Source organism: Novosphingobium sp. 63-713, from assembly GCF_001898925.1.
In the GTDB taxonomy this organism is placed as follows: Bacteria; Pseudomonadota; Alphaproteobacteria; order Sphingomonadales; family Sphingomonadaceae; genus Novosphingobium.
Genome location: NZ_MKVS01000053.1, coordinates 1 through 23,865, shown reverse-complemented (window position 1 = coordinate 23,865; position 23,865 = coordinate 1). Strand labels below are relative to the sequence as shown.

The 23,865-nt window shown below is 60.9% G+C and carries 17 protein-coding genes; 4 read left to right on the top strand and 13 right to left on the bottom strand.

Annotated features, from left to right (window positions below; translation table 11 throughout):
• Positions 1-44: 44 nt before the first annotated feature.
• From BGP00_RS24525 to BGP00_RS24470, 12 genes are all read right to left on the bottom strand, one after another.
• A complete protein-coding gene (locus BGP00_RS24525) occupies positions 45-728 on the bottom strand; it encodes a transporter (protein ID WP_292692488.1) in 684 nt (227 codons plus the stop codon).
• A gap of 6 nt (positions 729-734) precedes the next feature.
• Entirely contained in the window at positions 735-3,206 is a 2,472-nt protein-coding gene (locus tag BGP00_RS24520) for a heavy metal translocating P-type ATPase (protein WP_292692491.1), read from the bottom strand.
• On the bottom strand, positions 3,203-3,820 hold the full coding sequence (locus tag BGP00_RS24515; protein WP_292923189.1) for a hypothetical protein: 618 nt from the start codon (positions 3,818-3,820) through the stop codon (positions 3,203-3,205). The genes BGP00_RS24520 and BGP00_RS24515 overlap by 4 nt, the downstream gene beginning before the upstream one ends.
• A gap of 25 nt (positions 3,821-3,845) precedes the next feature.
• Positions 3,846-4,403, bottom strand: coding sequence for an Ig-like domain-containing protein (locus BGP00_RS24510; RefSeq protein ID WP_292692495.1), 558 nt, complete (start codon positions 4,401-4,403; stop codon positions 3,846-3,848).
• A gap of 146 nt (positions 4,404-4,549) precedes the next feature.
• Positions 4,550-5,044 (bottom strand): SRPBCC family protein, encoded by a 495-nt coding sequence (locus BGP00_RS24505; RefSeq protein WP_292692498.1) that lies wholly within the window; start codon positions 5,042-5,044, stop codon positions 4,550-4,552.
• 70 nt (positions 5,045-5,114) lie between these two features.
• A complete protein-coding gene (locus BGP00_RS24500; protein ID WP_292692500.1) occupies positions 5,115-8,354 on the bottom strand; it encodes a CusA/CzcA family heavy metal efflux RND transporter in 3,240 nt (1,079 codons plus the stop codon).
• A gap of 4 nt (positions 8,355-8,358) precedes the next feature.
• Positions 8,359-9,525: an efflux RND transporter periplasmic adaptor subunit gene (locus tag BGP00_RS24495; protein WP_292692503.1), complete on the bottom strand. Its 1,167-nt coding sequence runs from the start codon at positions 9,523-9,525 to the stop codon at positions 8,359-8,361.
• A 3-nt stretch (positions 9,526-9,528) separates the two neighbouring features.
• On the bottom strand, positions 9,529-10,791 hold the full coding sequence (locus BGP00_RS24490; protein WP_292692506.1) for a TolC family protein: 1,263 nt from the start codon (positions 10,789-10,791) through the stop codon (positions 9,529-9,531).
• Positions 10,792-10,864: 73 nt separating this feature from the next.
• Positions 10,865-11,173, bottom strand: coding sequence for a hypothetical protein (locus BGP00_RS24485; RefSeq protein WP_292692509.1), 309 nt, complete (start codon positions 11,171-11,173; stop codon positions 10,865-10,867).
• A 605-nt stretch (positions 11,174-11,778) separates the two neighbouring features.
• Positions 11,779-14,211 carry an AAA family ATPase gene (locus BGP00_RS24480; RefSeq protein ID WP_292692512.1) on the bottom strand — a complete coding sequence of 811 codons (2,433 nt, stop codon included), beginning with the start codon at positions 14,209-14,211 and terminating at the stop codon, positions 11,779-11,781.
• On the bottom strand, positions 14,208-14,837 hold the full coding sequence (locus tag BGP00_RS24475; protein ID WP_292692515.1) for a hypothetical protein: 630 nt from the start codon (positions 14,835-14,837) through the stop codon (positions 14,208-14,210). Before BGP00_RS24475 ends, BGP00_RS24480 begins: the two co-directional genes overlap by 4 nt.
• Positions 14,834-16,588, bottom strand: a complete 1,755-nt coding sequence (locus BGP00_RS24470) for a hypothetical protein (protein WP_292692518.1) — start codon at positions 16,586-16,588, stop codon at positions 14,834-14,836. Before BGP00_RS24470 ends, BGP00_RS24475 begins: the two co-directional genes overlap by 4 nt.
• Positions 16,589-17,128: 540 nt before the next feature.
• Between BGP00_RS24470 and BGP00_RS24465 the strand changes: the two genes are divergently transcribed.
• The 3 genes from BGP00_RS24465 (at position 17,129) to BGP00_RS24455 (ending at position 21,535) form a co-directional block, all read left to right on the top strand.
• Positions 17,129-18,883: a hypothetical protein gene (locus tag BGP00_RS24465; protein WP_292692521.1), complete on the top strand. Its 1,755-nt coding sequence runs from the start codon at positions 17,129-17,131 to the stop codon at positions 18,881-18,883.
• The gene (locus BGP00_RS24460; protein WP_292692524.1) at positions 18,880-20,643 is read left to right on the top strand and encodes a hypothetical protein; all 1,764 of its coding nucleotides are present in this window, start codon (positions 18,880-18,882) and stop codon (positions 20,641-20,643) included. Before BGP00_RS24465 ends, BGP00_RS24460 begins: the two co-directional genes overlap by 4 nt.
• Positions 20,644-20,746: 103 nt before the next feature.
• Entirely contained in the window at positions 20,747-21,535 is a 789-nt protein-coding gene (locus tag BGP00_RS24455; protein WP_292692527.1) for a hypothetical protein, read from the top strand.
• Positions 21,536-21,547: 12 nt separating this feature from the next.
• On the opposite strand, the gene BGP00_RS24450 is transcribed toward BGP00_RS24455, so the two are convergent.
• A complete protein-coding gene (locus BGP00_RS24450) occupies positions 21,548-22,432 on the bottom strand; it encodes a hypothetical protein (protein WP_292692529.1) in 885 nt (294 codons plus the stop codon).
• A gap of 614 nt (positions 22,433-23,046) precedes the next feature.
• On the opposite strand from BGP00_RS24450, the gene BGP00_RS24445 reads away from it, so the two are divergent.
• A complete protein-coding gene (locus tag BGP00_RS24445) occupies positions 23,047-23,808 on the top strand; it encodes an ArdC-like ssDNA-binding domain-containing protein (protein ID WP_292692543.1) in 762 nt (253 codons plus the stop codon).
• The last annotated feature ends 57 nt before the right edge of the window (positions 23,809-23,865 follow it).

The following is a 23,865-nucleotide window of genomic DNA, read 5'->3' as shown; positions in this document are numbered from 1 at the left end:
TGCGGATATGTCCCGGCCCCCGGTGATCCGCTTTTCGTTCGGGTTCATATCACCTCCTCGATGATCAGCAGCCCAAGGAAGCCGACGAAGAACATGGCGCTGATGAGCGGGCTGTCCGGCCGTTCGTGCGCTTCGACCAGCAGTTCTTCGGTCACGAGGTAGAGAAGGGCCATCAGGCCGAAGCTCAAAAAGCCCACAATCACGGGCGCAGGCAGAAGCGCGACAGGTATCGCGATCGCCGCGCCCAAAGGCAGCAGCAGACTCAGAGCCCCAACGGTCATGACGATGCGCAGCCGGGACATGGTCGTTTCGCTCAACTCGGCAGTTACGGTCAGGCCAAGGAACAGCACTTCAAGTGTCAGGGCCACGGTGAGCAGGATGCCCGCCTGTTCACCGGCAACGAAGGCCAGCCCCAGCACAAGGCCATCGACCAATATGTCGATGCCCACGGCACCAAGCATGGCGAGCGGTCCTTTCGCGCGCCCTTCCAGTTCCTTGAGGAACAGCATCACGCCGACACCGACCGCGCCGCCGACGAGCGTGGCGACCGGAGAGGCGTCATGCTTGATCTGCGGCAGGATCTCCGTCGCGGCTGCAGCGAAGACGACACCCGCCGCGAGATGCTGCATCGCGCTGACGAAACTCTCGCCCGGCCGTTTGAGAACAGCGAGGATCGCTCCGACCACCACGGCGAGCAGCGGGATCAGCGTGTAAAGAACGGCAAGCACCGGCCGTCAGCCCGCGCCGCCTGACCGGTCGCGATAGGCGAGCAGTCGGAGAGCGTTGATCACCACCAGCAGGGTGGATCCCTCGTGCAGGGCGACTGCGGGACCGATCCCGAGCCCCAGGATGGTCGCGGGTACGAGAAACGCCACCACGCCGAGGCTGACAAAGACATTCTGCCGAATGACCCAGCGGGTGCTGCGGCTCAGGCCCACGGCGAACGGGAGATGCGACAGATTGTCCGCCATCAGGGCAACATCGGCGGTTTCCAGCGCGACGTCCGATCCGGCGGCACCCATGGCGATCCCGACAGTGGCGGTCGCCATGGCGGGCGCATCATTGACGCCGTCGCCAACCATGGCGACCTTGGCTTCGGTGCGGAGCTTTCTGATCGCCTCGACCTTGTCCTCCGGCATCAGGTCGCCCCATGCCTCGTCGATCCCGACCTCGCGGCCGATGGCTTCGGCGACTCTTTGATGGTCGCCCGAGATCATGATCATGCGCTTGATGCCGATTTCGCGCAGACGATCGAGAGCATCGCGTGCCGTGGGACGGGGCGTGTCGAGCAGCCCGATGGCGCCGATGTCACGGGAAGCCCGGCGAACCACCATGCTTGTCTGGCCACCCTGCCGCAAGGCTTCGATAGCCACACCCATTTCTTCCGACAGCGGAGCGATGCCGTCGGCGCCGAACATCTCGGCCTTGCCGATGAGGACTTCGTCCCCACCAACCAAGGCCGAGATGCCGCGACCCGTGAGGCTTTTCAGGTTGTCCGCCTCCGGAACTGGAAATTGACCGACATAGTCGCGCCCGTCGCGGGCGATGGCCTGGGCGAGGGGATGATCGCTCAGGCTTTCGACTGCCACGGCGACTGCCATGAGCTCTTCTATGCTGATGCCATTAGCCGGGATGATTTGTTGAATGCGGGGCTCGCCTTTGGTCAACGTGCCTGTCTTGTCGAAGGCGATCGCATCCAGCGAGCCGAGAAGCTCGAGCGGTGCGCCGCCTTTTACCAGGACGCCGCCGCGCGCCGCGCGGGCGACGCCCGACAGGACCGCGCTCGGAGTCGCGATTGCCAGAGCGCAGGGGCTGGCCGCGACCAGTACCGCCATCGCACGGTAAAAGCTGGCGCGGAACGGTTCGTCGACGACGACCCAGGCGAAAAGAAGCAGAAAGGCCAGCGCGAGGACCGCCGGCACAAAGAAACGCTCGAAACGGTCGGTGAAGCGCTGGGTCGGCGATTTCTGGGTTTCCGCCTCGCTCACCATCTTCACGACCTTGGCAAGAGTGCTTTCGGACGCAAGGCGGGTCACCTCCACCTCGATCAGGCCGCTCCCGTTGATGGTGCCTGCGAACACGCGGCTTGTACCATCGACCCGGTCGGGATTGCGCCGTGCTTCCGCGAGGTCGGGAACCGGGCGCTTGTCGACAGGTATGCTCTCGCCTGTAACGGGTGCCTGGTTGACCGAACTTTCGCCTTTGATGACGAAGCCGTCTGCGGCGATCCGCTCGTCGGGTTTCACGATGACGGTATCGCCCAGATTCAAAGTCTCGACAGGAACCTCGGTCACGCCGCCATCGGGACCGCGAACGCTGGCCACCCGAGGTGCCAGTTCGGCAAGCGCTTCGATCGCCCGTTTTGCCCGGCCCATGGCGTAATGTTCGAGGGCATGACCCAGGCTGAACAGGAAGAGGAGCAGGGCGCCCTCGGCCCAGGCACCCAAAGCCGCGGCTCCGGCGGCAGCGACGAGCATCAGCGTGTCGATCTCGAACCGCTTCTGTCGCAGATTCCCGATAGCCTCGCGTACCGTGAAGAAACCGCCAAAGGCATAGGCTGCGAGGAAAAAGCCGAAGGGAACCGAGGCAGGCACGGCCAGCAGGCTTTCGATACCATAGCCGATGGCGAGCGCCGCGCCGCAGGCAAGTGCGAAGATCAATTCGCTGTTGCCGCCGAATATGCCGCCATGATTGTGGTCGTGATCATGCTTTTCGCCCGGTGGATGATCGTGGCCTTTGGCGTGATCGTGCTTCGATGTCTCTGTTTGGCGCACACCGCTCTGGAGCAAGGCTTCAAGGATTACCGCTTCGGAGGTTGCGCTGCGATCGAACTCGACCCGGACCGTGCCGGGCAGTTCGGCTTCGGCCTCCAGCACACCGGGAAGGCCGCGAAGGAATTCGCCCAGCGTGCGGGCGCGACGCTGATGGCCGATGCCTTCGACCTGCCAGTTTGCATGGCCGAATTTCTCGGCGACCCTGACACCTGCCGCATGGGCCAGTTCCCGAATGCGGCCGAGCGCAATGATATCCTGATCGTAGTGAATGCACAGTTTCGCGGGTGCGTCCTGCAAAGGCGCGGTGACATGGACATCGATCACACCGGCGCGCTCGCGCAAGGATCCGATCAGACGCGCAACACAGGCATCGGCCGCATCCGTCACCTCGGGAAGCAGCACGGGTATATCAAGACGGAGCTTTTCGATCATCTTTCGAATTCCTGTCTGAATGGGCTTGGGGCGTTCCGCCGCTCGGCCTGGTTCTTTCCGACTCTGAGGCGCGAGCCCAGTTTGGCGGGATCCTGCTTTATGCAGGATATCGGCTTGGTTCCGGTGCGCATCAGCCTGATACCGGCACCGCTTGAAATGCTGACCTTCAGATTGGCACCGACAAAGGCTAGGCCGGTCGCCGGTGCCGTCAGGCGCAAGGGCTTGCCATCCGGAAGCTCGGCCAGTTCGAGCGTCAGCCCGTCGACGAGGAAGTCGGCGTCGAGCAGGGTTCCGTTGTCGCATGCGTAGAACTGTTCGCCAACAAGGGTTGGCACGGTCTCACGGTCATGGCGCGCGCTTGCTTCCTTCTCCTGTTGCCGACAACCGGCCAGGTGAGGCAGCAGCAGAACCGCGAGAAAGCATGCCGGTGAGAGCCTGCGACGGCCATTGTCTATCCTGCTCGCAAGCGGCAAGCCGCCACGAACACCGAATCTGACCGAGGGTGGTGGAGCGGTCCTTCCATGCCCGACAGCAGGGAAGGACCGCTCCATGGCGAGCACGTGGCCACGAAGGGCGACGAATGCCGCACCCGGCAAGGGCGCGGAATGTTTCATCGGGGTGCTCGCCTGTGCCATCATCTCACCGGTCGAAGGCAATCGTGGTGACCATGGCCTCGAAGTCGTAGGAGGCGCCATCGAACGACCCCGGCGTGAAATCGACCCGAGCCGCTTCGAGCAGAACCCGCCCGCGCAGGCCGGCCGGAATCGAAATGCGTCCCGCGCTGTCGGTTTTCGTCTTGCCCGCCAGATTCGCCGGGAGCACCCAGGTCACATCGGCATCGGGAACGGGCTTACCGTCCCTGGTCAGCACGAGAGTGTCACTGTCCTGACCAACGGGAACGAACTCGAATGCCATCGCGGAATGAGGGGTATGGCGGCCCCAGCGCGCGAAGAACTTCGGGCGCATGACCTTTCCGCCTTCCTTGAAAAGAGGATAACGTTCGTCGCTCGCGCGCATATCGCCGCTGCCCTGCACGGCGATGAAATCCGGTCGTCTGGAAATGTCGGGTTCCCGCCGATTTTCAGCGATTACTTTGGGAACGAGTTTGTCGAGGACTGCACCGGTCTTCTCGTGATGATCGAATTCACCGTAGAAGATTTTCAGCTCTGATTTCGCTTCTTTATCGAACCACATCATGTGCGCATAAGAGGGCGAAGCGAGGCATAGTGCCATCATGGTCATTATATATTTCATATGAACTCCCATCATCTGCATCAGGATTTCAAGATTTCGATTGTGAAGGGGGCGGTAGGGGCTAGCCTGGCGATGCGAGCCATGTTCGATCACTCATCGACCATGGCTCCGGACCTCGATATCAAGGGGGCATGGCGCCGTTGCCGGTGACCTGACGGATCCAGCCTGTGGCGCTTGGCATGGGCTATGAAGGCGGCGTCTTGCTCCTTCATCCTGTGATACAGATCCAGCCGCAGCAGTGTGCCGGCCCAATGTCCGACGGCGCCGCTGCATTCGACCCGATGCCTGATATCGACCTGCCGGTCGATCTCCCGCAACTCATAGGTTTCCTGCAGCGACATCAATCGTCCAAGGCCGCAGCGCCAGGTGATGATCGAGGGCTTGTCGAACCGCACGACCTCGGCATCGATACGAATACGGCGATCGTCGAAAATGCGCCATGACAGGGTCGTCTTGCCACCCTCCTGTACAGGGTCGATGAACTGATAGATCGGGTGCCAGACAGCATATCCCGTCAGATCGGCAAGCAGGCTCCAGGCACGCAGCGCGGTCATGTTCAGGTGAAAGTCGGTCTCTACCTTCATGCCTTCTTTCCTTCCCAAATTGGGCTGATGGCGAGGGGAGGTCGCGGGCACGATCTCCCCCTTTCGCGCATCAGTGCTGCTGCATCGGCCGAGAAGCCTCGGAGGAGGAATCCTGCGGTTCGTCCTGCGGATCGTCGATGATGACGGTCCGGCCGTATCGCGCGTAGAGCGTGGGCAGGACGAACAGGGTCAGCAGCGTCGCCGAGATGAGGCCGCCGATGACGACCGTGGCCAGAGGCTTCTGGACCTCGGCGCCGGCGCCGGAACCCAGGGCCATCGGGACGAAGCCGAGGCTTGCCACCAATGCCGTCATCACCACCGGCCGAAGGCGCTGGAACGCGCCGACACGGGCGGCCTCCACGCGCTCCATGCCGGAACGCATCAGATCCTGAATCGAGGAAACCATGACCAGACCGTTGAGGACCGCGATGCCGGACAGGGCGATGAAGCCGACGGCCGCTGACACCGAGAAATCGATGCCGCGCAGGAACAGTGCGAGCACGCCGCCGACAAGGGCAAGCGGCACACCCGTGAACACGATCGCCGCCTCGCGTACTGAACCCAGAGCGCCGTAAAGGAGGAACAGGATCAGCACGAAGCATGCCGGGATCACGAGCTGGAGCCGCGCGCTTGCCGAAGCCAGATTCTCGAATTGTCCGCCCCAGACCAGATAGCTGCCGGTCGGAAGGCGGATTTCCTTCGCGATGGCTGCCTGGGCATCCTCGACGACGCCCGCCACGTCACGGCCGCGCACATTGGCCTGAACGACAACGCGTCGCTTGCCGTTCTCACGGCTGATCTGGTTCGGACCATCGACGACGCGGATATCGGCCACGCTGGCGAGCGGGACGAACTGCCCGTCGGGAGTCGGTACCTGGAGTTGAGAGAGCATGGTGATATCCGCGCGCTGGGCCTCCGACATGCGGATCACCACGGGAAACCGCCGGTCGCCCTCGAAGATCATGCCGGACTGACGACCGCCGATGGTCGCGGTGACGATGTCCTGCACGTCCTGCGCGCTGACGCCGAGACGGGCCATGGCGTCGCGGTTCACGCGGATGTCGAGCATGGGCAGGCCGGTAGTCTGCTCGACCTTCACATCCGCCGCGCCCCGTGTCCGGCGCAGGATGCCGGCGATCTGCTCGGCGGTGCGGTTCATGGCGTCGAAATCGTCGCCGAAGACCTTTACCGCAATATCTCCGCGCACGCCTGCGATAAGCTCGTTGAAGCGCATCTGGATGGGCTGGGTGATCTCATAGGCATTGCCGGGGAATTTCGCGAGTTGCCCCTCGATCCGACTGATCAGTTCCTCCTTGGACAGGCTCGGATCGGGCCAGTCCTTGCGGTCCTTGAGGATAACGAACATGTCGGTGGCATTGGGTGGCATCGGGTCGGAGGCCAGTTCGGCCGTACCCGTTTTGGAGAAGACGAACTTCACCTCGGGCTGTTTCGACATCATCTTCTCGAGCGGCACCTGCATGGCCTGGCTTTGTTGCACCGAGGTTGCCGGGATGCGCAGCGACTGGATGAGAAGATTGCCTTCGTCGAGTTGCGGCAGGAACACCTGTCCCAGCGACAGGAAGGCGGCAATTGCGACGAGGAAGCCGCCGATACCGGCGCCAATGGTGATGGTCGGGCGTTTCATCGCCTTGTCGAGGCCGGGTTCATATCGGGCCTTCAGCCAGGTCATGATCCGTCCTTCCTTCTCCTCGATCCGCCCGGACAGCCAGATGGCGATCGCGGCCGGGACAAAGGTCAGCGAGAGGATGAAGGCGAAAACCAGCGCGATGATGACCGTGAGCGCCATCGGCACGAAGGTCTTGCCCTCGACACCGGTCAGGGTGAGCAGCGGGACATAGACAAGGATGATGATGGCCTGGCCATAGACCGAAGGCTTGATCATTTCGCGGGCGGCATGGGCCACCGTGTCCATGCGTTCCCGCAGCGTCAGCAGTCGGCCGGCCTCATGCTGCCGGTCCGCCATGCGCCTGAGCGCATTCTCCACGATGATGACGGCTCCGTCGACGATCAGGCCGAAGTCAAGCGCACCAAGGCTCATCAGGTTGGCCGAGACGCCAGCCCGCAGCATGCCGAAGCCGGTCAGCAGCATGGCGACCGGGATGACCATTGCCGCGATCAGGGCCGCGCGAAAATTGCCCAGCAGGGCGAACAGCACGACGATGACGAGCAGCGCGCCCTCGGTGAGGTTTTTGGCCACTGTCCTGATGGTGGAGTTGACCAGAGCGGTGCGGTCAAGCACCGGCTGGACGATCACATCGGGCGGCAGCGAGGCGTTGATCGCCTTGAGCCGGTCCGCGACCGCCGTGGCAACGTTGCGGCTGTTCTCGCCGATCCGCATGATCGCGGTGCCGACGACAACTTCGGTGCCGTTTTCCGAGGCGGACCCCATGCGGATCGCCTGACCGAGGCGGACCGATGCGACCTGGCCAAGGGTGACAGGCACGCCCGCGCGCGTGGCGACCACCACGCGGGACAATTCGGTGGCATTGCGGACCAGCGCGTCCGCCCGGACGGCAAGACCTTCGCCGTTGCGGTTGACGAAGCCTCCGCCGATGCTGACATTGTTGTTTTCCAGCGCCTTGCCCAGTTCGGTCAGCGTGATCTTCATCGAGGCGAGGCGCTGCACGTCCGGCACGACGAGATATTGCTTGGCATAGCCCCCGATGGAATCGACGCCCGCCAGTCCTTTGGTGTTCTTCAGCAGCGGCGCCACAATCCAGTCCTGCGCAGTGCGCAGATAGGTCGCCTTGTCGATGTCATTGGTCAGGCGGTCGCCTTCGGGCGTGATATAGCTGCCGTCGGGCTGGATACCCGGTTCGCCGGGCAGGTGCTGGTCATCCTTGCGATGCTCCAGACGCACGGTCCACATATAGACCTCGCCCAGCCCCGTGGCGATGGGCCCCATTTCCGGGGTCACGCCGGCGGGCAGGTTCTCGGCCATGCCGGTCAGGCGTTCGCCAACCTGCTGGCGGGCGAAATAGATATCGGTGGACTCGTCGAAGACCGCCGTAATCTGCGCAAAGCCGTTGCGGCTGAGCGAGCGGCTGTATTCCAGCCCCTGAATCCCGGCCAGTGCGGTTTCGATGGGAAAGGATACCTGCTTTTCAACCAGTTCGGGAGAAAGCGCGGGCGCACGCACATTGATCTGGACTTGTTTGTTGGTGATGTCCGGCACGGCGTCGATCGGCAGCCGATAGAGGGCGGCGGCGCCGATAAGCGCAGCCAGAGCGACCAGAAGCAGGACGAGCCAGCGCTTCCTGACCGCCCAGTTGACGATAGGGGCGATCATCGGCTCAATCCTCGTCGCTTGCTTCGCCCTTGCCGAGTTCGGCCTTGAGCGTGAAACTGTTGGTGGTGGCGATTTCTTCGGTGCCCTTCAGGCCCGAACGGATGATCACGCTGTCTCCGGCATTGTCGCCAAGTATGACGGGCACGGCCTGAAAGCCTGTTGTGGTTCTTACGAATACGACGGACTTGCCTTCATAGGTCTGCACTGCTGTCGAGGGCACGTGAATGGCCTTGTCGCCGCCGTTGCCGCCCAGCGCGACCGAAACCGTCACAGGCTCGCCCACGCGCCACAGGCCGCCGCGATTGTCGAGATGGGCGATGACGGGCACCAGCCGGGTGCCGGCGTTCAAGGCCGGAGAGATGAAATCAATCGTGCCGGTTGCCTCGCGGCCCGCGGCTTTGACGGTCACCTTTGCACCGGGGCGGACACGCCCGGCATCGGCGGGCTGGAGGCTGAGTGAGATCGAGACGCTTGACAGGTTGGCGACGCGGAAAAGCTCCGCATCCGCCGCGACCGTTTGTCCCAGCACAACGCTGCGCGCGATGACCTGTCCGGAAACCGGCGCGACGATGTCGATGCGGTTCAATCCGCCGCCGCCAACACCTGCTGCTGCAACTTGTTGTCGGGCAAGGCGGAGGGCGATCTGCGCCTCGGTCGCGGTTGTGCGTGCGGCGATCAGGTCCTGTTCGGCCGAGACGCGTTGCGCGAACAGCTTTTGTTCGCGAACGAGGTTGGAACTGGCAAGCGCCAGCCGTGCCTGCGAGGCCTCGATCTGGGCATTGAGCGAGGCGGCCTCGCGACTCTCGATGATGGCGAGAGTCTCTCCGCGACCGACCGATTGACCCAGATTGCGGGTCAGCGAGACGACGCGGCCACCAATGGCGGCTGATACGACCTGGGTTCCTTGCGGGTCGCCTTCGATGATGGCGGGCAGTTCGATCGTGGCGGAGCCGCCGATCGTGGGACGGGCAGTCTGGACCCCGGCCGAAGCAATCTGGTCCGCGTTCAGTGTGACCTTGCCCGTATCGGCGTGCTTGCCGGCTGCAACTGGCTTGGCCTCGGTCTTGGCGGTGCCATCGCCACCGGCCTTGTCGCCTCCGCCACCGCAGGCTCCGAGGATCAGGGCCAGGGAAAGGGATAATGCGGAGTATGCGATTGTTTTCGATGTCATGAATCAGTTCCCCTGTTCGGGCGCGCGGGCGGTAAGGCGCTCAAGCTGCGCTCGGGCATTTTGATAGGAGGCAAGGGCGTCGATGGCGGCGATGCGCGTGTCAGCGAGCGTGCGCTCGGCATCGAGCAGGTCGAGCTGGCTGAACTTGCCTTCCCGATAGCCGATACGGGCAATCCGGGCTGCTTCCTGCGCGGCGGCCAGTGCCGGCCCGTTTGCTGTACGCGCTGTCACCGCAGCATTCGATGCTTCGGTCCGCGCGTCGGTGATGGCCTGCTCCACGTCCAGCGCGGTCATCCGCTTGACGGCTTCTGCCTGATCGCGCTGAGCGCTTGCCTGACGGACAGCGGCCGCACCGCTGTTGAACACCGGGATCGGCAGCGTGATCGTGAAGAGCATGGCCGTATCGCCGGTCGCCGAAAGCCGCCGGATGCCGGGGCCGATGTCGACGGTCGGGATCCGCTGCGAGCGAGCCAGACGCACACCGGCATCGGCGATTGCGAGATCAGCATCCGCCGCCGCCAGCGTCAACGTGCCTTCGGCGCTGATCGGCAGCGCGGGGCCGTAACTGTCGGGCATGCGCTCGAGCCAGACGGTGTCGAGTGGGGAGGGCGCGTTCCGGTTGATCCGGCGAGCGAGGTTCGTCTGTGCAGCTTCGGCAAGGCGTGTCGCCCGCTCGACCCCGGCATCGGCGTTGATTTTTGCGACATCGGCGCGCTGTTCCTCGATCGGTGAGGCCCGGCCCGCCTGCACCCTGACGCGAGCTGCGTTGAGCGCGTCGGCCGCGATGCGGGCCTGATCCGTCGCGGTAAGCATGCGTCGACGCGCCGCAACCGCTTCGATATAAAGCCGGGTTACCTGCAACCGAATATCGGCCTGGGTAATTGCAGAGGTCAATAGGGCCCGATCAGTCTGGGCGTCAGCCACCGCGATTCGGGCTGAACGCTTGCCGCCCAGTTCGATCGGCACGGCAAAGTTCACCGTGCTCTCGGCGCTGCGAATACCATTATATTGCCCGGAGCCGGCGATATTCTCGATCTGGGTCTGGACGGTGGGATTGGGGCGAAGGCCGGCTACGGTACGGGCCGCTCGGGCGGCTTCGACACCAGCCTGCGCCGCATCAGCCGCGGGGGCGGAGCCGCCCGCCGCAGCGACGGCGTCATCAAGGGTGAGGACCGGTGCGCCGGTGACAGCCGGCGCCCGTTCCTGCGCCTGCGCCACGGCGGCACAGGACGTTGCGGCCAATAGCGCCGCAAGGATACGATGCATGAATAAGAATCCTGAACATGAGTCATGGATGGCCCGCTCGCATGCATGCGAGGGCGAACCTTCTACGAGTCAGTCAGGCGATGGGGGGGCGCAGGCCCGGGCCGTTCGACCAGCGATGGGTCAAGGCCGAAACGTAATTGGGCGTAGCAACAGCCAGCGGACGAAGCCGACGTTCGTGAATAATACGGGTGGGTGAACTGACAGGTGCGCTCTGGCAACTGGTATGATGGTGCGGAACCGCCTTGTCGGAGTCGCCTGGCGACTGATCCGCATCACCCTCAGTGTGAATATAGCCCGCGCATTCAAGCGCGGGTGAGGGCAAAAACTCCTGCGCATGCACGGTCGCCGTCGCAATCAGCGACGCGAGCAGCAGGTGCAGCAAAAGGAATCCTCGCCTAAGCATGAACGAGCCAGTATCCTAGATCATGAAGATTGTCACCAAAAACTTTCAACTATGGATGATTCCTTCATTCGGCGTGATATGTTGTAACAGATTATCTTGCAGAAATTTGAAAATTAATCTTTTATTATTTGATAGAATTTCTTGAAATTTACCATATTTTCTGCTGAATTTTGGCGTATTGGTGGATTATTTTGAGTATTATTTGATGGCGGCATATTCCATCGTGAAAAATGGGGGGTGTTGCGATGAAGTCTGTAGTTCGACACTGGACACTATTTCGATGGAATTCGTTTTGGCTTGCTCGATATCGGTTATGAGCGGCGCATATTCGCTGGCGTTTCCGAGATATGGGATTGGAAAAGCTTGTGGGAGGCGAGGGAGGGGGCGCAAAAGAACGTCTTGGTTGGCGGACACTTGCGACGGTCCGGAATCCGGCACAGGATCGCGGTAAGCCGCCGATCGTTCATATCAGCGGATGTAGACGGGGAGGCTCGACACTCCGGCAAGTCTCAAGCAGTCCCTAGTTGAAATGCATTCATTGTTTCTGAGCTGGATGGCGCTTTCGGCAAGCTTTTGCCATCGAGTCAGGCCGCCACCGATAGCGCGGTCTCTTCCTTGAACGAATATCGGCGCGGGATGCAGACACTGTCTCTCCGCGGACCACGGGACAGTTCCAGTGTCAGCAGACTGTCTCCGGCAAAAGCCGGACTGAGTTCGAGCTTCAGATATTCGAACAACTGGCGGTCGTGGACGGCGATCATGATCTGCCTGCCATGCTCCTTTGACAATGTCCTGAGCAGCGCCGCAAAATGCGCGATATGGACCTCATCCATCGACTGGACCGGATCATCAAGGATCAGCCAAGGCAGTTCTTTCGGCACCGACAAATGAAGCGCGATGAACAGGGTCAGCGCCGCCGTATTGAGATTGCCGGCGCTGAGCATCGCCCCGGGGGTTCCGCCAGCCTCCCCTCCGTCACGATGCTCGGTGATCAGCTTTGGCTGGATCCTTTGCGTCGATTCGACGGGAATGCGGAAGGCCGGCACAAAAGGTTCGGCCGGAGCGAGCCTGACGAACAGATCGCGCCAGACGCGGTTGAGCCGCTCATTGAATTCCCGCCGAATGATCGCCGACCGGACAGTGTCGACCGCGTTCCGAATTACATTGCCCTGATCTCTTAGCGCCTTCGCGCGCTCAAGCGACGCGTCCGCACGCTGCCAGGAGGCAAAATCGGTGGCAATTTGAGCGTCGGTCTCATTCCGGCGTGCAACTGCCGAACGTACCGTCGCGATGAAATCGCTGCCCCTTCGACGCATCGCGAGCCGGGCATCCAGTCTGTTCGCCTGCTCTACGAGTTGGGCATCGAGGCGGGTGACAGCAGCGCCAAAGGTCTCGCCTTCCGCAACAGGACTCCCGCCAATCGACACAGCGTATTCACTCAAAGTCTCCCGGGCGGCAGTCAGAGCTACATGCCGCGATTGCGCCTCGCTGACCGCCCGCCGCTTCGCCACATCCGCCGCGCGCAGCTGACTGCCCTGGGCAAGCGCTTCGGCAAGCTCGTCCAGTTCAGCGATCAACGTTTCGACAATCGCCCGACGCCGATCGATGTCCGCAAGTGCCTGCTCGCCAGGCTTGCGCGCGTCGATCGTCTCAATCTCCCGGTCAAGCCGTTCAATCATGACCTGCAGTTCGCTGCGCGTTCGACCAAGCATCAATAGCCGCTCGGCGGATGCTGAAAGATTGCGCACCTGATGGCGGAGATGCTCGCTGAGTGGCACCTTGCTTACCTCGGTGAAATCCCGATCGCAGACCGGACATGTCTCATCCGTGACGAACGAGCTAATCTCGGCCAGAATGGCGCCGAGACTACCAGCGGTGCTCGGCAATCGGTCAACTTCCTCATCGATCGTGTCTCTCTGACGATGGGCGACATCACGTTCATCCCGTGCCACCTTATGACGTTGGATGTCTGCGCGTGCCTGCCTTGCGCGTTCCGACAGTTGTTTCTGCTCAGCCAAAAGCCAGCGCAACGCTGTTTGGGCGGCCTGCTCCGGAGCGCTTTCCAACGAAGCTTCGGGAAAGAGACCCTCTACGCGAGCCCGAAAGCTCGCGATGCGATTAGCATATTCAGCCTGCCAGGCCGCATAGGCATCACCGGTATCCTCAGTAGCAACTGGTGCCGCGTTCGCTTCTGTCTCGGCTGTACTCTGCGCGAACTCGATCTCGCGCCTTAGAGAGGCGAGCTTGCGCTGCCGGTCGGACAATTCCTCCAAGGCCTGCCTGTCTGTGTTGCCCTGAAGCCCAGCCTCGATCGCGCCTAGTTCCTCCTCGCTGACTTCGACCGCCAAACCCAGACTGGCACACGTTGTCGTCAGCTCTGCCAGTGCCGTCCTGATTTGTGCCTGTATACCGTCCTTTATCTTGTGCTGGTCCGATAGCAGCCGGTCGAATCGAGATTTTTCATTTTCGGCGGCCTGCCAGCCATCGACATTCTTTCTAACATTGCGCACATCAGCCAAGGGCTTGAGCCCCGCTTCCAACGCATCGAGCTGGTCCAGTCCCAGCAATTTGCCGACGAACTGCGCCAAAGGCGAATTGGCGTCACTTCCTGCTTCTTGGTAGATTTGCAGCAATTGACCCAAAAGAGATTGCGGCAGGAAAGCACGCTCCCTGAAGAAGCTCGCCATCGGCGCATCGAGAGCCGAGACAGACTGCACACCGCTGCTGCTGACCAATGCCTTAAATCCCAGCTCCGCTGGTCCGAGCAGGGTCTGCACCGAGACGCTCCCCTCAAGCGCCGAGCGGTGCAGCAATTGCTTCTCATAGCCATGATCGGCCCGCTCGAGGGACTGAACCCGTCCGGTAAGGGCCAGTTCGATCGCGGACAACAGGCTGGTCTTTCCTGCCCCGTTCTCGCCATGTACAAGCACCACCTTCGCATCGAGCGGTGCATGGATCTGCCCACGAATGCTCCGAAAATTGCTGATGTCCAGGCTTTTGAGCAGCAGACCGTTCACGATTGTTCCTCCGCCGTTCCCGACTGAAGGGCCTGATCGATCACTCCGGCAACAGCCTCCGTCACGGCCTGTTCTCCATCAATCGACGCAGCGATGACGGCGTCGAGCAATTCCTTGTTCAAATACTTCGGCAGTGATCGCACCAACTGGTCGATGGCCGGACCGCTCCCCGAGTTTTCAATGTCCGCGATCGGCAGGGTCAGTGGCAGCAGCACCCTGATGCGGTCATTAAGCTGTTCGCGCGCCGCTTCGTCCAAGGGCGTTCCTCCCGGGTCGAGCGTAATCCCTTCGACCTGCAAGACCCGGCAGGTCTCCGAAAGCGCTTCGATGCCCTCAGCGAGGATTGCGCCTGCCAAAATCACCGTCACGACATAGCGTGACCCGGTAACGTCGAGCGCCCGGCTCAGGGCTTCGACTCGCTGCCGTACTCGTTCCCCGTCCCGATCGCCGAATTCACCGGTAGTCGTATCGACGAGCAGGACAAGATCCAGCGCCCGACCGTCACGCCCACGCATGGCGCCGGTGAACGCGAAGTCTACGCCAGCGAGTTTGAATGGCGTGGCTAGATCGACATAGTCCGCAGCTTGCAATCGCGCCCTGATTGCCTGGACGAGGCGCGCGCTCATAGCATCACCTCCGCCACGAACTCCTGCTGCAGTGTTGCCGCATCGGGACAACGATCCAGCAGAGCTCCAAGGCTGACATGTGTCGCCCTGACGTGCCCAGTTCTCCCAGGAGCTACTCGCACTCGTCTTGCGCTGGTTCCACCGCCTAACTGATGCCAGACATCGTCTCCATGGACGATGATCGCATTGTCATTGGCGAATGCTCCCTGACTTTCGAGCGCAATGGCTTCCGTCGCCGACCTGACGAGAAAAATCGGGCGATGCTTTCCATCAGGCCGTAATGCTCTTGCGGTCATGGCACCGGCCGACAATTCATTCGTCAGCGGTCCGCGCAACTCCCACAGTCCCACTGCCCGCCCATTCTGCAGCAGGGCCATCGCGATACCGAATTTGCCCAGCCCTGACTCTACAATGTTAGGGTCGGCAGGCATGAGATTGGGTCGCGCACTGCATAATACTTCATAGGCCTCGGCGTTGCCGGGAAGAGCGCCCCTACGGAAGATCGACATCGAGCGCGACCACAGAGCAATTGCCTGATTGACGAAGGGTGTCGTGCTGGAACTACCTGGGGCCGGCACGGCGAATGCAGCAACATCATTCCGCAAAGTAACCAGACGGGGCGCAAGTGCGGCGGCGATTGCACCTTTTCCTTGTGGGACGAGAGCCAGATCCATCAAACGCATCAGCTTGTCCGCGAGCAATTTCAGCACAAGCGCAATCAGAACCTTTTCGCCCCACGCACGCAGCAATGAGGCATTGTCGACGGCCGCCACGTCGTTGTTGTAAGCGTCTCCATAGACCAACGTCAGGACGTCCCTCTGGCCCTGCTGGATCTGGTCCTCACAAAATATCTGGGCCATGGCATTGGGGGCACAGGGCCAGGGCCATGCATGAACCTCTGCCGCGGACGCGAACACGGTCTGGAGGTTCATGTCCTGAATTGAAAGTCCCATGACGAGCGTCTTGCTAGTCGTGGCAAGGCCGACAATCTGATTGCGCATCGCCGCAAACTCAGCAGCCACCGGCCACCGCATGATCTGGGGATGACTTCCAACTAGGTGCCTCCGGAACACCGCCGGCTCCCGCGTAGCATGCACGATGCAACCATGGAACTTTAACAGGCTGGCCCGCCCTGGCGCACTGCGCAAGTGGGCAGGGTCGACGATCACCTGCAGCACTCCTGGCACGCCATTGGCCAACCGTTCCACCGCCGCCTCTATGAATCCGTCCCAATTGGCCGAGGCGACTGTCTGCACCGCGCCCTCCAGAATGAGGATCGCAATGCAAAGATGCTCCGCCGCGGGAGCGCCCGGGTGCTCGAAAGCTCCCCGGATGTCGACTGCGTCCCAGAGAACATAATCAGCGGCCTCGCCCGTGATGCGTACATCGAGCACCCGCGAATATTGGTTCCAAAGCCGATCGATGATCTTATCGCGCTCGGGCCATGCAGCGAGAGGCTCGCCATATTGGTCGTCAACGGCGGCCGGATCGACCCCCGCCAAGGCAAGGATCCTTTCAAGTGCCGGTAGAAACCGAGCGGATGACGCAGGATCAGTCGCGCCTTCGCGAATGTGGTCGAAAGCACGTTCAAGCAGCCCACCGAGACTGGGGGCCTGGCGTGAGATGCCCGAGCCTACCCAAAGCGCGAATTCGCCATTCGCGACCGCGTTCGCAACCGTTTCAAACTCGGCTTCGAGCTTGGCGAGTACCTCGGCCACGGTGATCTGACTTGCCGTTGGAGGTAGTGCCACGCGTCAACTTTTCCTTGTCGAAGTGGCACAATGCCCCCGTGCCATGACACTATTCATCCACATCATTTTGTCTAGTGGAAGAATGACTTGCCACGTTGCCGTACAAGTTTGAAATCGTCATCGCCCCCGGCCGCCGCAGCATCTTCAGTCAGCTCTAACTGTCCTGTTTTAATCTGCCCGTGTGTGTCGACAAATTGACCTATTCTCCGATACATACCCTAACCGTCGCGTATGCATCCTCCAAATCCCGGGGATGCTCCACTTTGATCTTTTCGCTGCGAACCGGAACGCATCAAAAGGCAACCACGCATGACCAACTCTTGAGACGAACCGATCGCCGAACTGGCCCCGTTGCAGGTATGTGCTCCTCGCACTCGGCGCTCCATACAATGTGGAGGTTCGCTACCCCGTCCTTCCACTCGCGACAGTTGTGAATGAGCGACTGACTTCGCTGCCCTAGCCATGGGCGCGAAACTTCAGACCTTGGGGCGGAACCGAACGGGCTGGCATTCGTGCTGATCCGTATGATATCATTACAATATGGATGATACACCTGCACCCGATCGGGAAGAAATACTCGCGAGATGGACCGATGGCACCTTGATCGACGCGCTGTTCGACAATTACGGACGCATGTGGCTGGAAGAGGATAGCCCTACGATTGAGTTGCTGGCTGGGCTTCACAATGCTGGCGAAATCGATCTCCTCGCCATTCTCACCACGGAGTCAGTTGAACGACACAAGGGCTACAAGTTCTTTGACGGGCAACGCCTCTATGAACACCTCATTCCTAAAATTTCTGGCACTGTCCGGGACATGGTGCGCGTTGTTGAGACGATAAGGCTCGGCGGCGGCAACGATATGGCTGCTGGCCTCCATATCGACAAGTTCGCTAAGTGGTGCAGCGATGATCCCAGGCGTCCTAGCGATCTGCTCGCATTGATTGATGAAGGTTTCGCGCAGGCGGACGGCTATCTTATTATTGCCATCAAAACCGGCGTCATTGTCGATCGGTCGCTGTTCGTTGATCGGGCATACGGCTTCCTTGAGAACGGGACCGAGGGGCAGCGCTGGAACTCGCTCAGCGCCCTCGGCCAGATCGGGATGCCGGACGGGTCTGACTGGCGTCGTCTTTTCGAAGCATTCGGTGCGGCGTTGGCCGTAAACCCCGACGACGCGTTCCGGGCCAATCTCGTATCCGCGATCGGGACACGTCTAAAAGATGCGCCTCAGGAGTGGAGAAACTCGCTTGAGACGTTGGCCAGAACAGCTTTGTTGGAAGGCGGAGAGCATACGCTTCATTCCGCATCCAGGATGTTGGCTTATTATCCTGAGTCACTTAGTCTTGAGCTCAAGGCAACGATGCTGGAGGTGTTGCGAGCGGTTGATGTCCGCAACAATGGGACCGTCGACCTTCTCGACATCGCGCTTTCTAATATGGTGAAGGTGGGGCAGGTTCAGGAAGTCCGGCAAATCGTGGAGAGTCTAATCATGCGGGATGAGGGAGCAATCAAGCTCGACCGGATGGACTCGACAGTGCGCGCAGTGATCGGCGATCCGAACGAAGCGCTGTCGGACTGGGTCGTCGCGTGGTTGCGTGACGGCGACTACAAGCTCTGCACCGCTATGGATCAAACGATGTTCGACGTAGGCCGGGAAAACCACCCGCTACGCATCGACTTCTCCCGATATGGGCTGAGCGCCGCCGAGTACCCCTATCTCGCTAGAAAAATTGTCGGCAATTTCTTTTTAAAGCCGCTACTTATGTCCTCACTGTTAGCATCCCTTCTGCGGTCGGCACCTAACGCCGTATCGTCAGAAGTCGAGGAAGTGCTCGTCGCCCCCGTATTGCAAAACTATGCGGGGTCGACGCGCGACTATCTGGTTCCAATTTCCGAGGACGTGTCAGATCCGGCGGCACCTGCCGTCGCTCGCGCGATCGCTGCGCAGGATAGGTATCTCGAGAGGTTGAATGCGCCGGGTATTGTCCCAGAACTCCACCCGTCGGAAAGGGAGCGTCAGTTGGAGTGGGAGCGTCACGCTGACAGCATGTCGGATGCCATGCGCAAGGCGAGGAAGAAATCGATCTTTGCCCAGATCGCGACGGAATCGGTTATCCTTTACGGCAAGCGCGTGGTCAGCTGGATTAAAAGTCCCGGTGATGAGCCTCGTCGCATAGAGACGGAGATGGGGAGCATCAGTACCTCGGTTGAGGTGCCCCGGATCGACATCGTGGACCCTGTCGGGCTACAACTCATGCTCTTCTCCTTCAGGGCGGAGGCCCGCCCGGAATGAAACTCGTCTTCAGACAATATCTTGCGTCTCTTAAGGAACGCAAGGAACTAGACGCAGTGCTCCCTGACCTGCTGAGCGAGCTCGGTTACACGGTCATATCTCGGCCGACAATCGGCACTCGCCAATATGGGGTGGACGTTGCGGCCGTGGGCCGAGATGCAGACGGCCGACGCAAGCTATTCTTGTTCTCGATCAAGCAAGGTGATCTGACCCGCGCCGATTGGGACGGCAGTCCACAGGCCTTACGAAGCTCGATTAATGACATCCTAGACGTCTACATCCCGACGCGAGTGTCTGAGGCTAATTCGAAGCTTGAGATAGTCATATGTCTCTGCTTCGGCGGGGAGATCCAAGAGGCAGTCAGGGACAACGTCACGCAGTTTACGAGGCAGCAGACGAAGAACGGCATCTCGTTCGCCGAGTGGAACGGCGATTACATGGCGGGGCTCCTCGTTGATGGTGTCCTGCGTGAGCAGTTAGTCGACAAATCCCTTTGCGCCAGCTTCCAGAAGGCGGTCGCGATGGTCGATGAGCCGCAGGTCGCGTTTGAGCACTTCGAGAGGCTCCTGCGTGGCCTCTGTAAAGTAAAGGGAACGAATCCCCGGCAGCGGGCCACCATCCTGCGGCAGATCTACATCTGTCTCTGGGTCCAGTTTGTCTGGGCACGTGATGCCGGAAATGTGGAGGGCCCCTATCGTGCGAGTGAGCTGGCTATTCTGCTCGCGTGGAATCTGATCCGAGCTGACATACCAAAGAGCACAAAGGCGTCAGAAGAGGTCAGCTTTGCCTTCTCAGAGCTCGTGAACCTCCACTTCTTGATCTGGGATGAACTGATTGGCAGGAAGATTTTGCCTTTCGTTGACCATGAACACGCGATCTCGACCGCCGTCGCCTCATCGTCTCCGGTTGACATCAATCTCAAGCTCTTCACGCTCATGGGGCGCATGGCAATGCGGGGGCTGTGGCACCTGTGGTTCGCAAATGGGGGCGCCAAGCTGCCGCAGGCACGCGCAGACTGGGACTGCACTGAGGCGCTGGAGCTCGCGCAGCAAATCGCCCAACTTGGTCAGAATAATCCCATTCTTCTTACGCCGATCACCGACGAGCAATGCGTCGATATTGGCGTAACCCTCATGTTTCTTACTATGATGGGGCCTTGGTGCGAGGCAGCTGGCAATTATGCAGACGCCATCATCAAGCGCACGGCTTACGCCTTCCGGTCCCAAGGCAGATATCCAACGATCTATGCCGACTACCGGGCGCTATTGGTGCATCCGCGTGAGCGAACTCCTGAATACCGGGAGGGGCAGACAAAGGGAAGCTCACTCTATCCTTTGCTCTCGCTGTGGGCGTCGACTTTCGGAGAAGGCGAAAGTGCTCGTTTTCTTGCAGATTTCGCCGAGAAAAATCTTGGCCACTGCAACATGCAGTTCTGGCTGGTGGGCAGCGATAGTGAGGACCTTTTATACTTGGGCGATCATTCGCATGGCGCCTCCCTCGGCAGTGTGCCGATTACAGCGGACGGCGACGATGCCATGCGCGTTCTAGAGTCGGAATGCGCGCGGTCGACGGCGTTCGACAATCTTTCAGTGATCCGGTTCGGCCACTGGCCGATACTCGCCATGGCATGTAGACAAGCTAGATTACCGCTGCCTCCGAATCTGTGGCTTGACCTGCTTCGTCAGGCGCGTGCTCAAAGAGATACACCCGCCGCTGAACCAACGTCCGGTTCCGACGCTCTTATCAGGGAGCCTAAATGACCGGAATGGCGGCGTCTGGGGCATCGGAGAGTTTCAGCCTCTTTACACGCCGAAAAAGGATCATCACCGTCGCAAAATGATAGCGTTATGGAAGGTTTGCCGCATGAATACCGTTGATGATCCGCCCTATAAGCCACACCAGCGTATCGGCGTGATTAGCAATGCCCATGCCGGTCGAGATTTTGAGTGTTCCGTCCAGGCGTTCCTCAGTGGGCAGGGGGTGCATCTGGAACACAACTTTTCCGTCCCAGTTGGTCACGTGCACAAGAAGGGGCATCGGTTTGATTTGGGGGGAGCCTCCCCACCGATCTTGGTCGAATGCAAATCCTACAACTGGACGGAGACCGGGAACTCACCCAGTGCTAAGCTCCGGTCCTTAAACGAAGCCATGCTGTATTTTATGCTGGCCCCTACCCACTACCGCAAGTTGCTTGTCATGCAGACAAGCAAACATTCCAACCGGCAGGAAAGTCTCGGTGCCTACTACGTCCGCACTCAGGGGCACCTCATTCCGCCGGATGTAGAGGTCTGGGAACTCAATCCCGAGTCAATGGAAGGGCTGCTCCTGTCTGACAGCGTAGCGCCGAGGTCAGATGAAATGGCGCGTCCGCCAGCAGATGCAGGAGGAGCCAATGACATGCCTGGCACACAGGATTTTGTTGATGCGATTCGCGCAAGGCTGAGGCAAGCTGAACTAGGCAATGCCGGGCACCTCGACATTAACTCGGGGGAATTGCATCGATCACTGGGCGGTTACCCCGGCCCGAAGGCCGCTATGCCTAGCTGTTGCAACGCCATGTACGCCGAGCAGAGAGCCTCGGACCAGATCATTTCTCAGCCCCCCAAGGGCAGGGGAGCATCACTTACTATTCGATATTTTCTGCCGCGCTAGGGAAGGTCCGATCTATTGGGCATGCAGGGCTTTGGCGATCTCGTCCTGTCTGATGCCCAACAGATTGACCCGCAGATTGAGCGCGAATTGCAGCGTCCGCAGGTTGGGGCAGCGCGTGGCGACCGGGGCATGCAGCTTTGCCGCGGGACCCTTGTAGCTCTTCTTGCAGTCCGACACGCGGTCGACCAGCGTGTTGGCGATGCGCAGGCTGCTGGTGAAATCGCCGGGGATGAGCACCTTGCCTTCAGCGACGAGCGCGGGTCTTTCCGCATTGACGGCGTCCTGCCGGGCGGTCAGCAGCGCGACTTCGCGTTCAAGCCGGGCCGTGCAATCCTTGCCCCGCGCCGGATCGTCACGTCGGACGACCACACCGCATCGATCAGTGACGATGTTCCTGCCGCTCGGGGCATCAATGAGCAAGGCGAAGGACGGGCCGAAACCGGTCTGAGCGCGGTCGAGCAGATCGGCGCGCGATTTGTACCATAGCCTGACCGCCTTGTCATAGGGGACCCGCGATGACACCGCCGCTTCGAAGCCGTCATTGACAAGTATCTTGCGCGTTGCGCGCAGAGCCAGTGTCACATCCGTGCTTTTGTCGAGAATCTCCTTGCGCAGCCTCTGCCCTGCCTGTGCCCGGGCATTCTCGGCCTCATGATAATGATTGAACCACAACGTGCCGAGTCCGGTTACAAGGCCGACGATGCCGGTCGTGATGACGATGATAAGCTGGGTGCTCAAGCCGCCCGGTGCCTGTTTCGCCTCAGGGCTTGCGGGTGCCTTTTCGGATTTTGGAATATCCGCCGGATCTTTGCGCGTCGCGGGGGCTGTCGAAAACAGAAAGGACCCCTGTGCCGGAGCTTCGGAAGCCTGAAGAGTGTCTTGTGTCATCGCGCTCAACCCCCTGCCTCAAGCTATCGCCGAAACATGCAGGGCGATCAATATCCGTTCTTTCCTCTACTTTGATCATGATCGGCTGTTCGCAGTTCAGGCACTGCCTTGCAGGACATGCGGGCCATCCTATCCGGCGCAAAGCCGCCGGCTATGACCACGCTCTAGGGGGCTTTCAGCACCCCCGGACCGCATAGATGCGTTCCGGCCCTGCGGGTGACGATCATTTGGCCGAAGGACATTAAGTCTAAAGGGTTGCTGTTGACGCCGCGCTGGCGCGCGGCGGCGTTTTTGTGGGCCTTCCCCTCGGAGCGCGAGTGAGCGGCGCTCCCTTATAGGCGGGCCCAGTCAGGCTGCAAGCCGGCCGTTCCGTCCGGCTCCTCCACTGCGTTCCGGCCGTGCCGGTGCAGCCCGCCTTTGCGGGCCCGCCTGTCAGGTCGCTCGTGCCGCCCACCCCCGCTCCGCGGGGAAGCCAATGTGGCTTTTTGGGCAGGGCTTGGAGGTCAGTCATGCGCAAGATGTCGAAATCTCGTGGATCGGGCCAGCTTGGCCAGAGGCAGGACCAGAGGCGGGGAGAGGGGCGGGAAAAGGGGCAGGATGCTCCGGCCGGTTGCCGTGAGGGCATTGCCCGTGGGAGCGAGAATCGCGCCCAACTTTATGATGAAGTGACAGGCAAGATCATGGCCCAGCTTGAGGCAGGGCGCTTTCCCTGGGTCCAGCCTTGGGGTGTTGCCGATGGCGCGGGTCTTGGTCCCGCCCTCCCGCATAATGCGCTCACCGGCAGAAATTATTCAGGCGTCAACGTGCTGTTGCTCTGGGGCAGCGTGATCGAATGTGCCTATCCTTCGCAGGGCTGGTTGACCTTTCGGCAGGCTCTGGAAGCGGGCGGCAATGTCCGCAAGGGCGAGAAGGGTGTCACAGTGGTTTATGCCGACCGCTTCACCCCGCAGGCCGAGAAGGCGCGGGCGCAGGAAAGCGGGGAGGATGCGCGTTCGGTTCCGTTTCTCAAGCGCTTCACGGTCTTCAATGTCGCGCAATGCGAAGGGCTGCGCGAGGGCCTGTTTGCCGATCCCGAGCCCTTGCCCGAGCGCGAAATCGTGCCGGTTGCCGAGGAAGTCATCGCCGCCTCGGGCGTTCCCTTTCGCATCGGCGGGGCCAAGGCCTTCTATGTCCCTTCCGCCGATTATGTGCAGGTGCCGCCGCAACCCGCTTTCTTCGAGCAGATCAATTATTACCGCACGGCGCTGCATGAACTGACCCATTCAACCGGGCATGCCTCACGGCTCGACCGCAAGCTTGCCAATCCTTTTGGCAGCAAGGATTATGCCCGCGAGGAACTGGTCGCGTTATCTGGACAGTCTGCGCCGCCCGCAACATTGCAGTAAGGTCGGCGATGGACGCCCACGGTAGGCAGTAATCAGGCTGGCCGTAGCGCTGACCCA

Excerpts from the sequence above, each read along its gene's own strand:
- BGP00_RS24475 (WP_292692515.1), bottom strand. The coding sequence starts at position 14,837 with ATGAGCGCGCGCCTCGTCCAGGCAATCAGGGCGCGATTGCAAGCTGCG.
- BGP00_RS24520 (WP_292692491.1), bottom strand. The coding sequence starts at position 3,206 with ATGATCGAAAAGCTCCGTCTTGATATACCCGTGCTGCTTCCCGAGGTG.
- BGP00_RS24455 (WP_292692527.1), top strand. The coding sequence starts at position 20,747 with ATGAATACCGTTGATGATCCGCCCTATAAGCCACACCAGCGTATCGGC.
- BGP00_RS24515 (WP_292923189.1), bottom strand. The coding sequence starts at position 3,820 with ATGAAACATTCCGCGCCCTTGCCGGGTGCGGCATTCGTCGCCCTTCGT.
- BGP00_RS24465 (WP_292692521.1), top strand. The coding sequence starts at position 17,129 with ATGGATGATACACCTGCACCCGATCGGGAAGAAATACTCGCGAGATGG.
- BGP00_RS24500 (WP_292692500.1), bottom strand. The coding sequence starts at position 8,354 with ATGATCGCCCCTATCGTCAACTGGGCGGTCAGGAAGCGCTGGCTCGTC.
- BGP00_RS24510 (WP_292692495.1), bottom strand. The coding sequence starts at position 4,403 with ATGATGTGGTTCGATAAAGAAGCGAAATCAGAGCTGAAAATCTTCTAC.
- BGP00_RS24460 (WP_292692524.1), top strand. The coding sequence starts at position 18,880 with ATGAAACTCGTCTTCAGACAATATCTTGCGTCTCTTAAGGAACGCAAG.
- BGP00_RS24490 (WP_292692506.1), bottom strand. The coding sequence starts at position 10,791 with ATGCATCGTATCCTTGCGGCGCTATTGGCCGCAACGTCCTGTGCCGCC.
- BGP00_RS24505 (WP_292692498.1), bottom strand. The coding sequence starts at position 5,044 with ATGAAGGTAGAGACCGACTTTCACCTGAACATGACCGCGCTGCGTGCC.
- BGP00_RS24495 (WP_292692503.1), bottom strand. The coding sequence starts at position 9,525 with ATGACATCGAAAACAATCGCATACTCCGCATTATCCCTTTCCCTGGCC.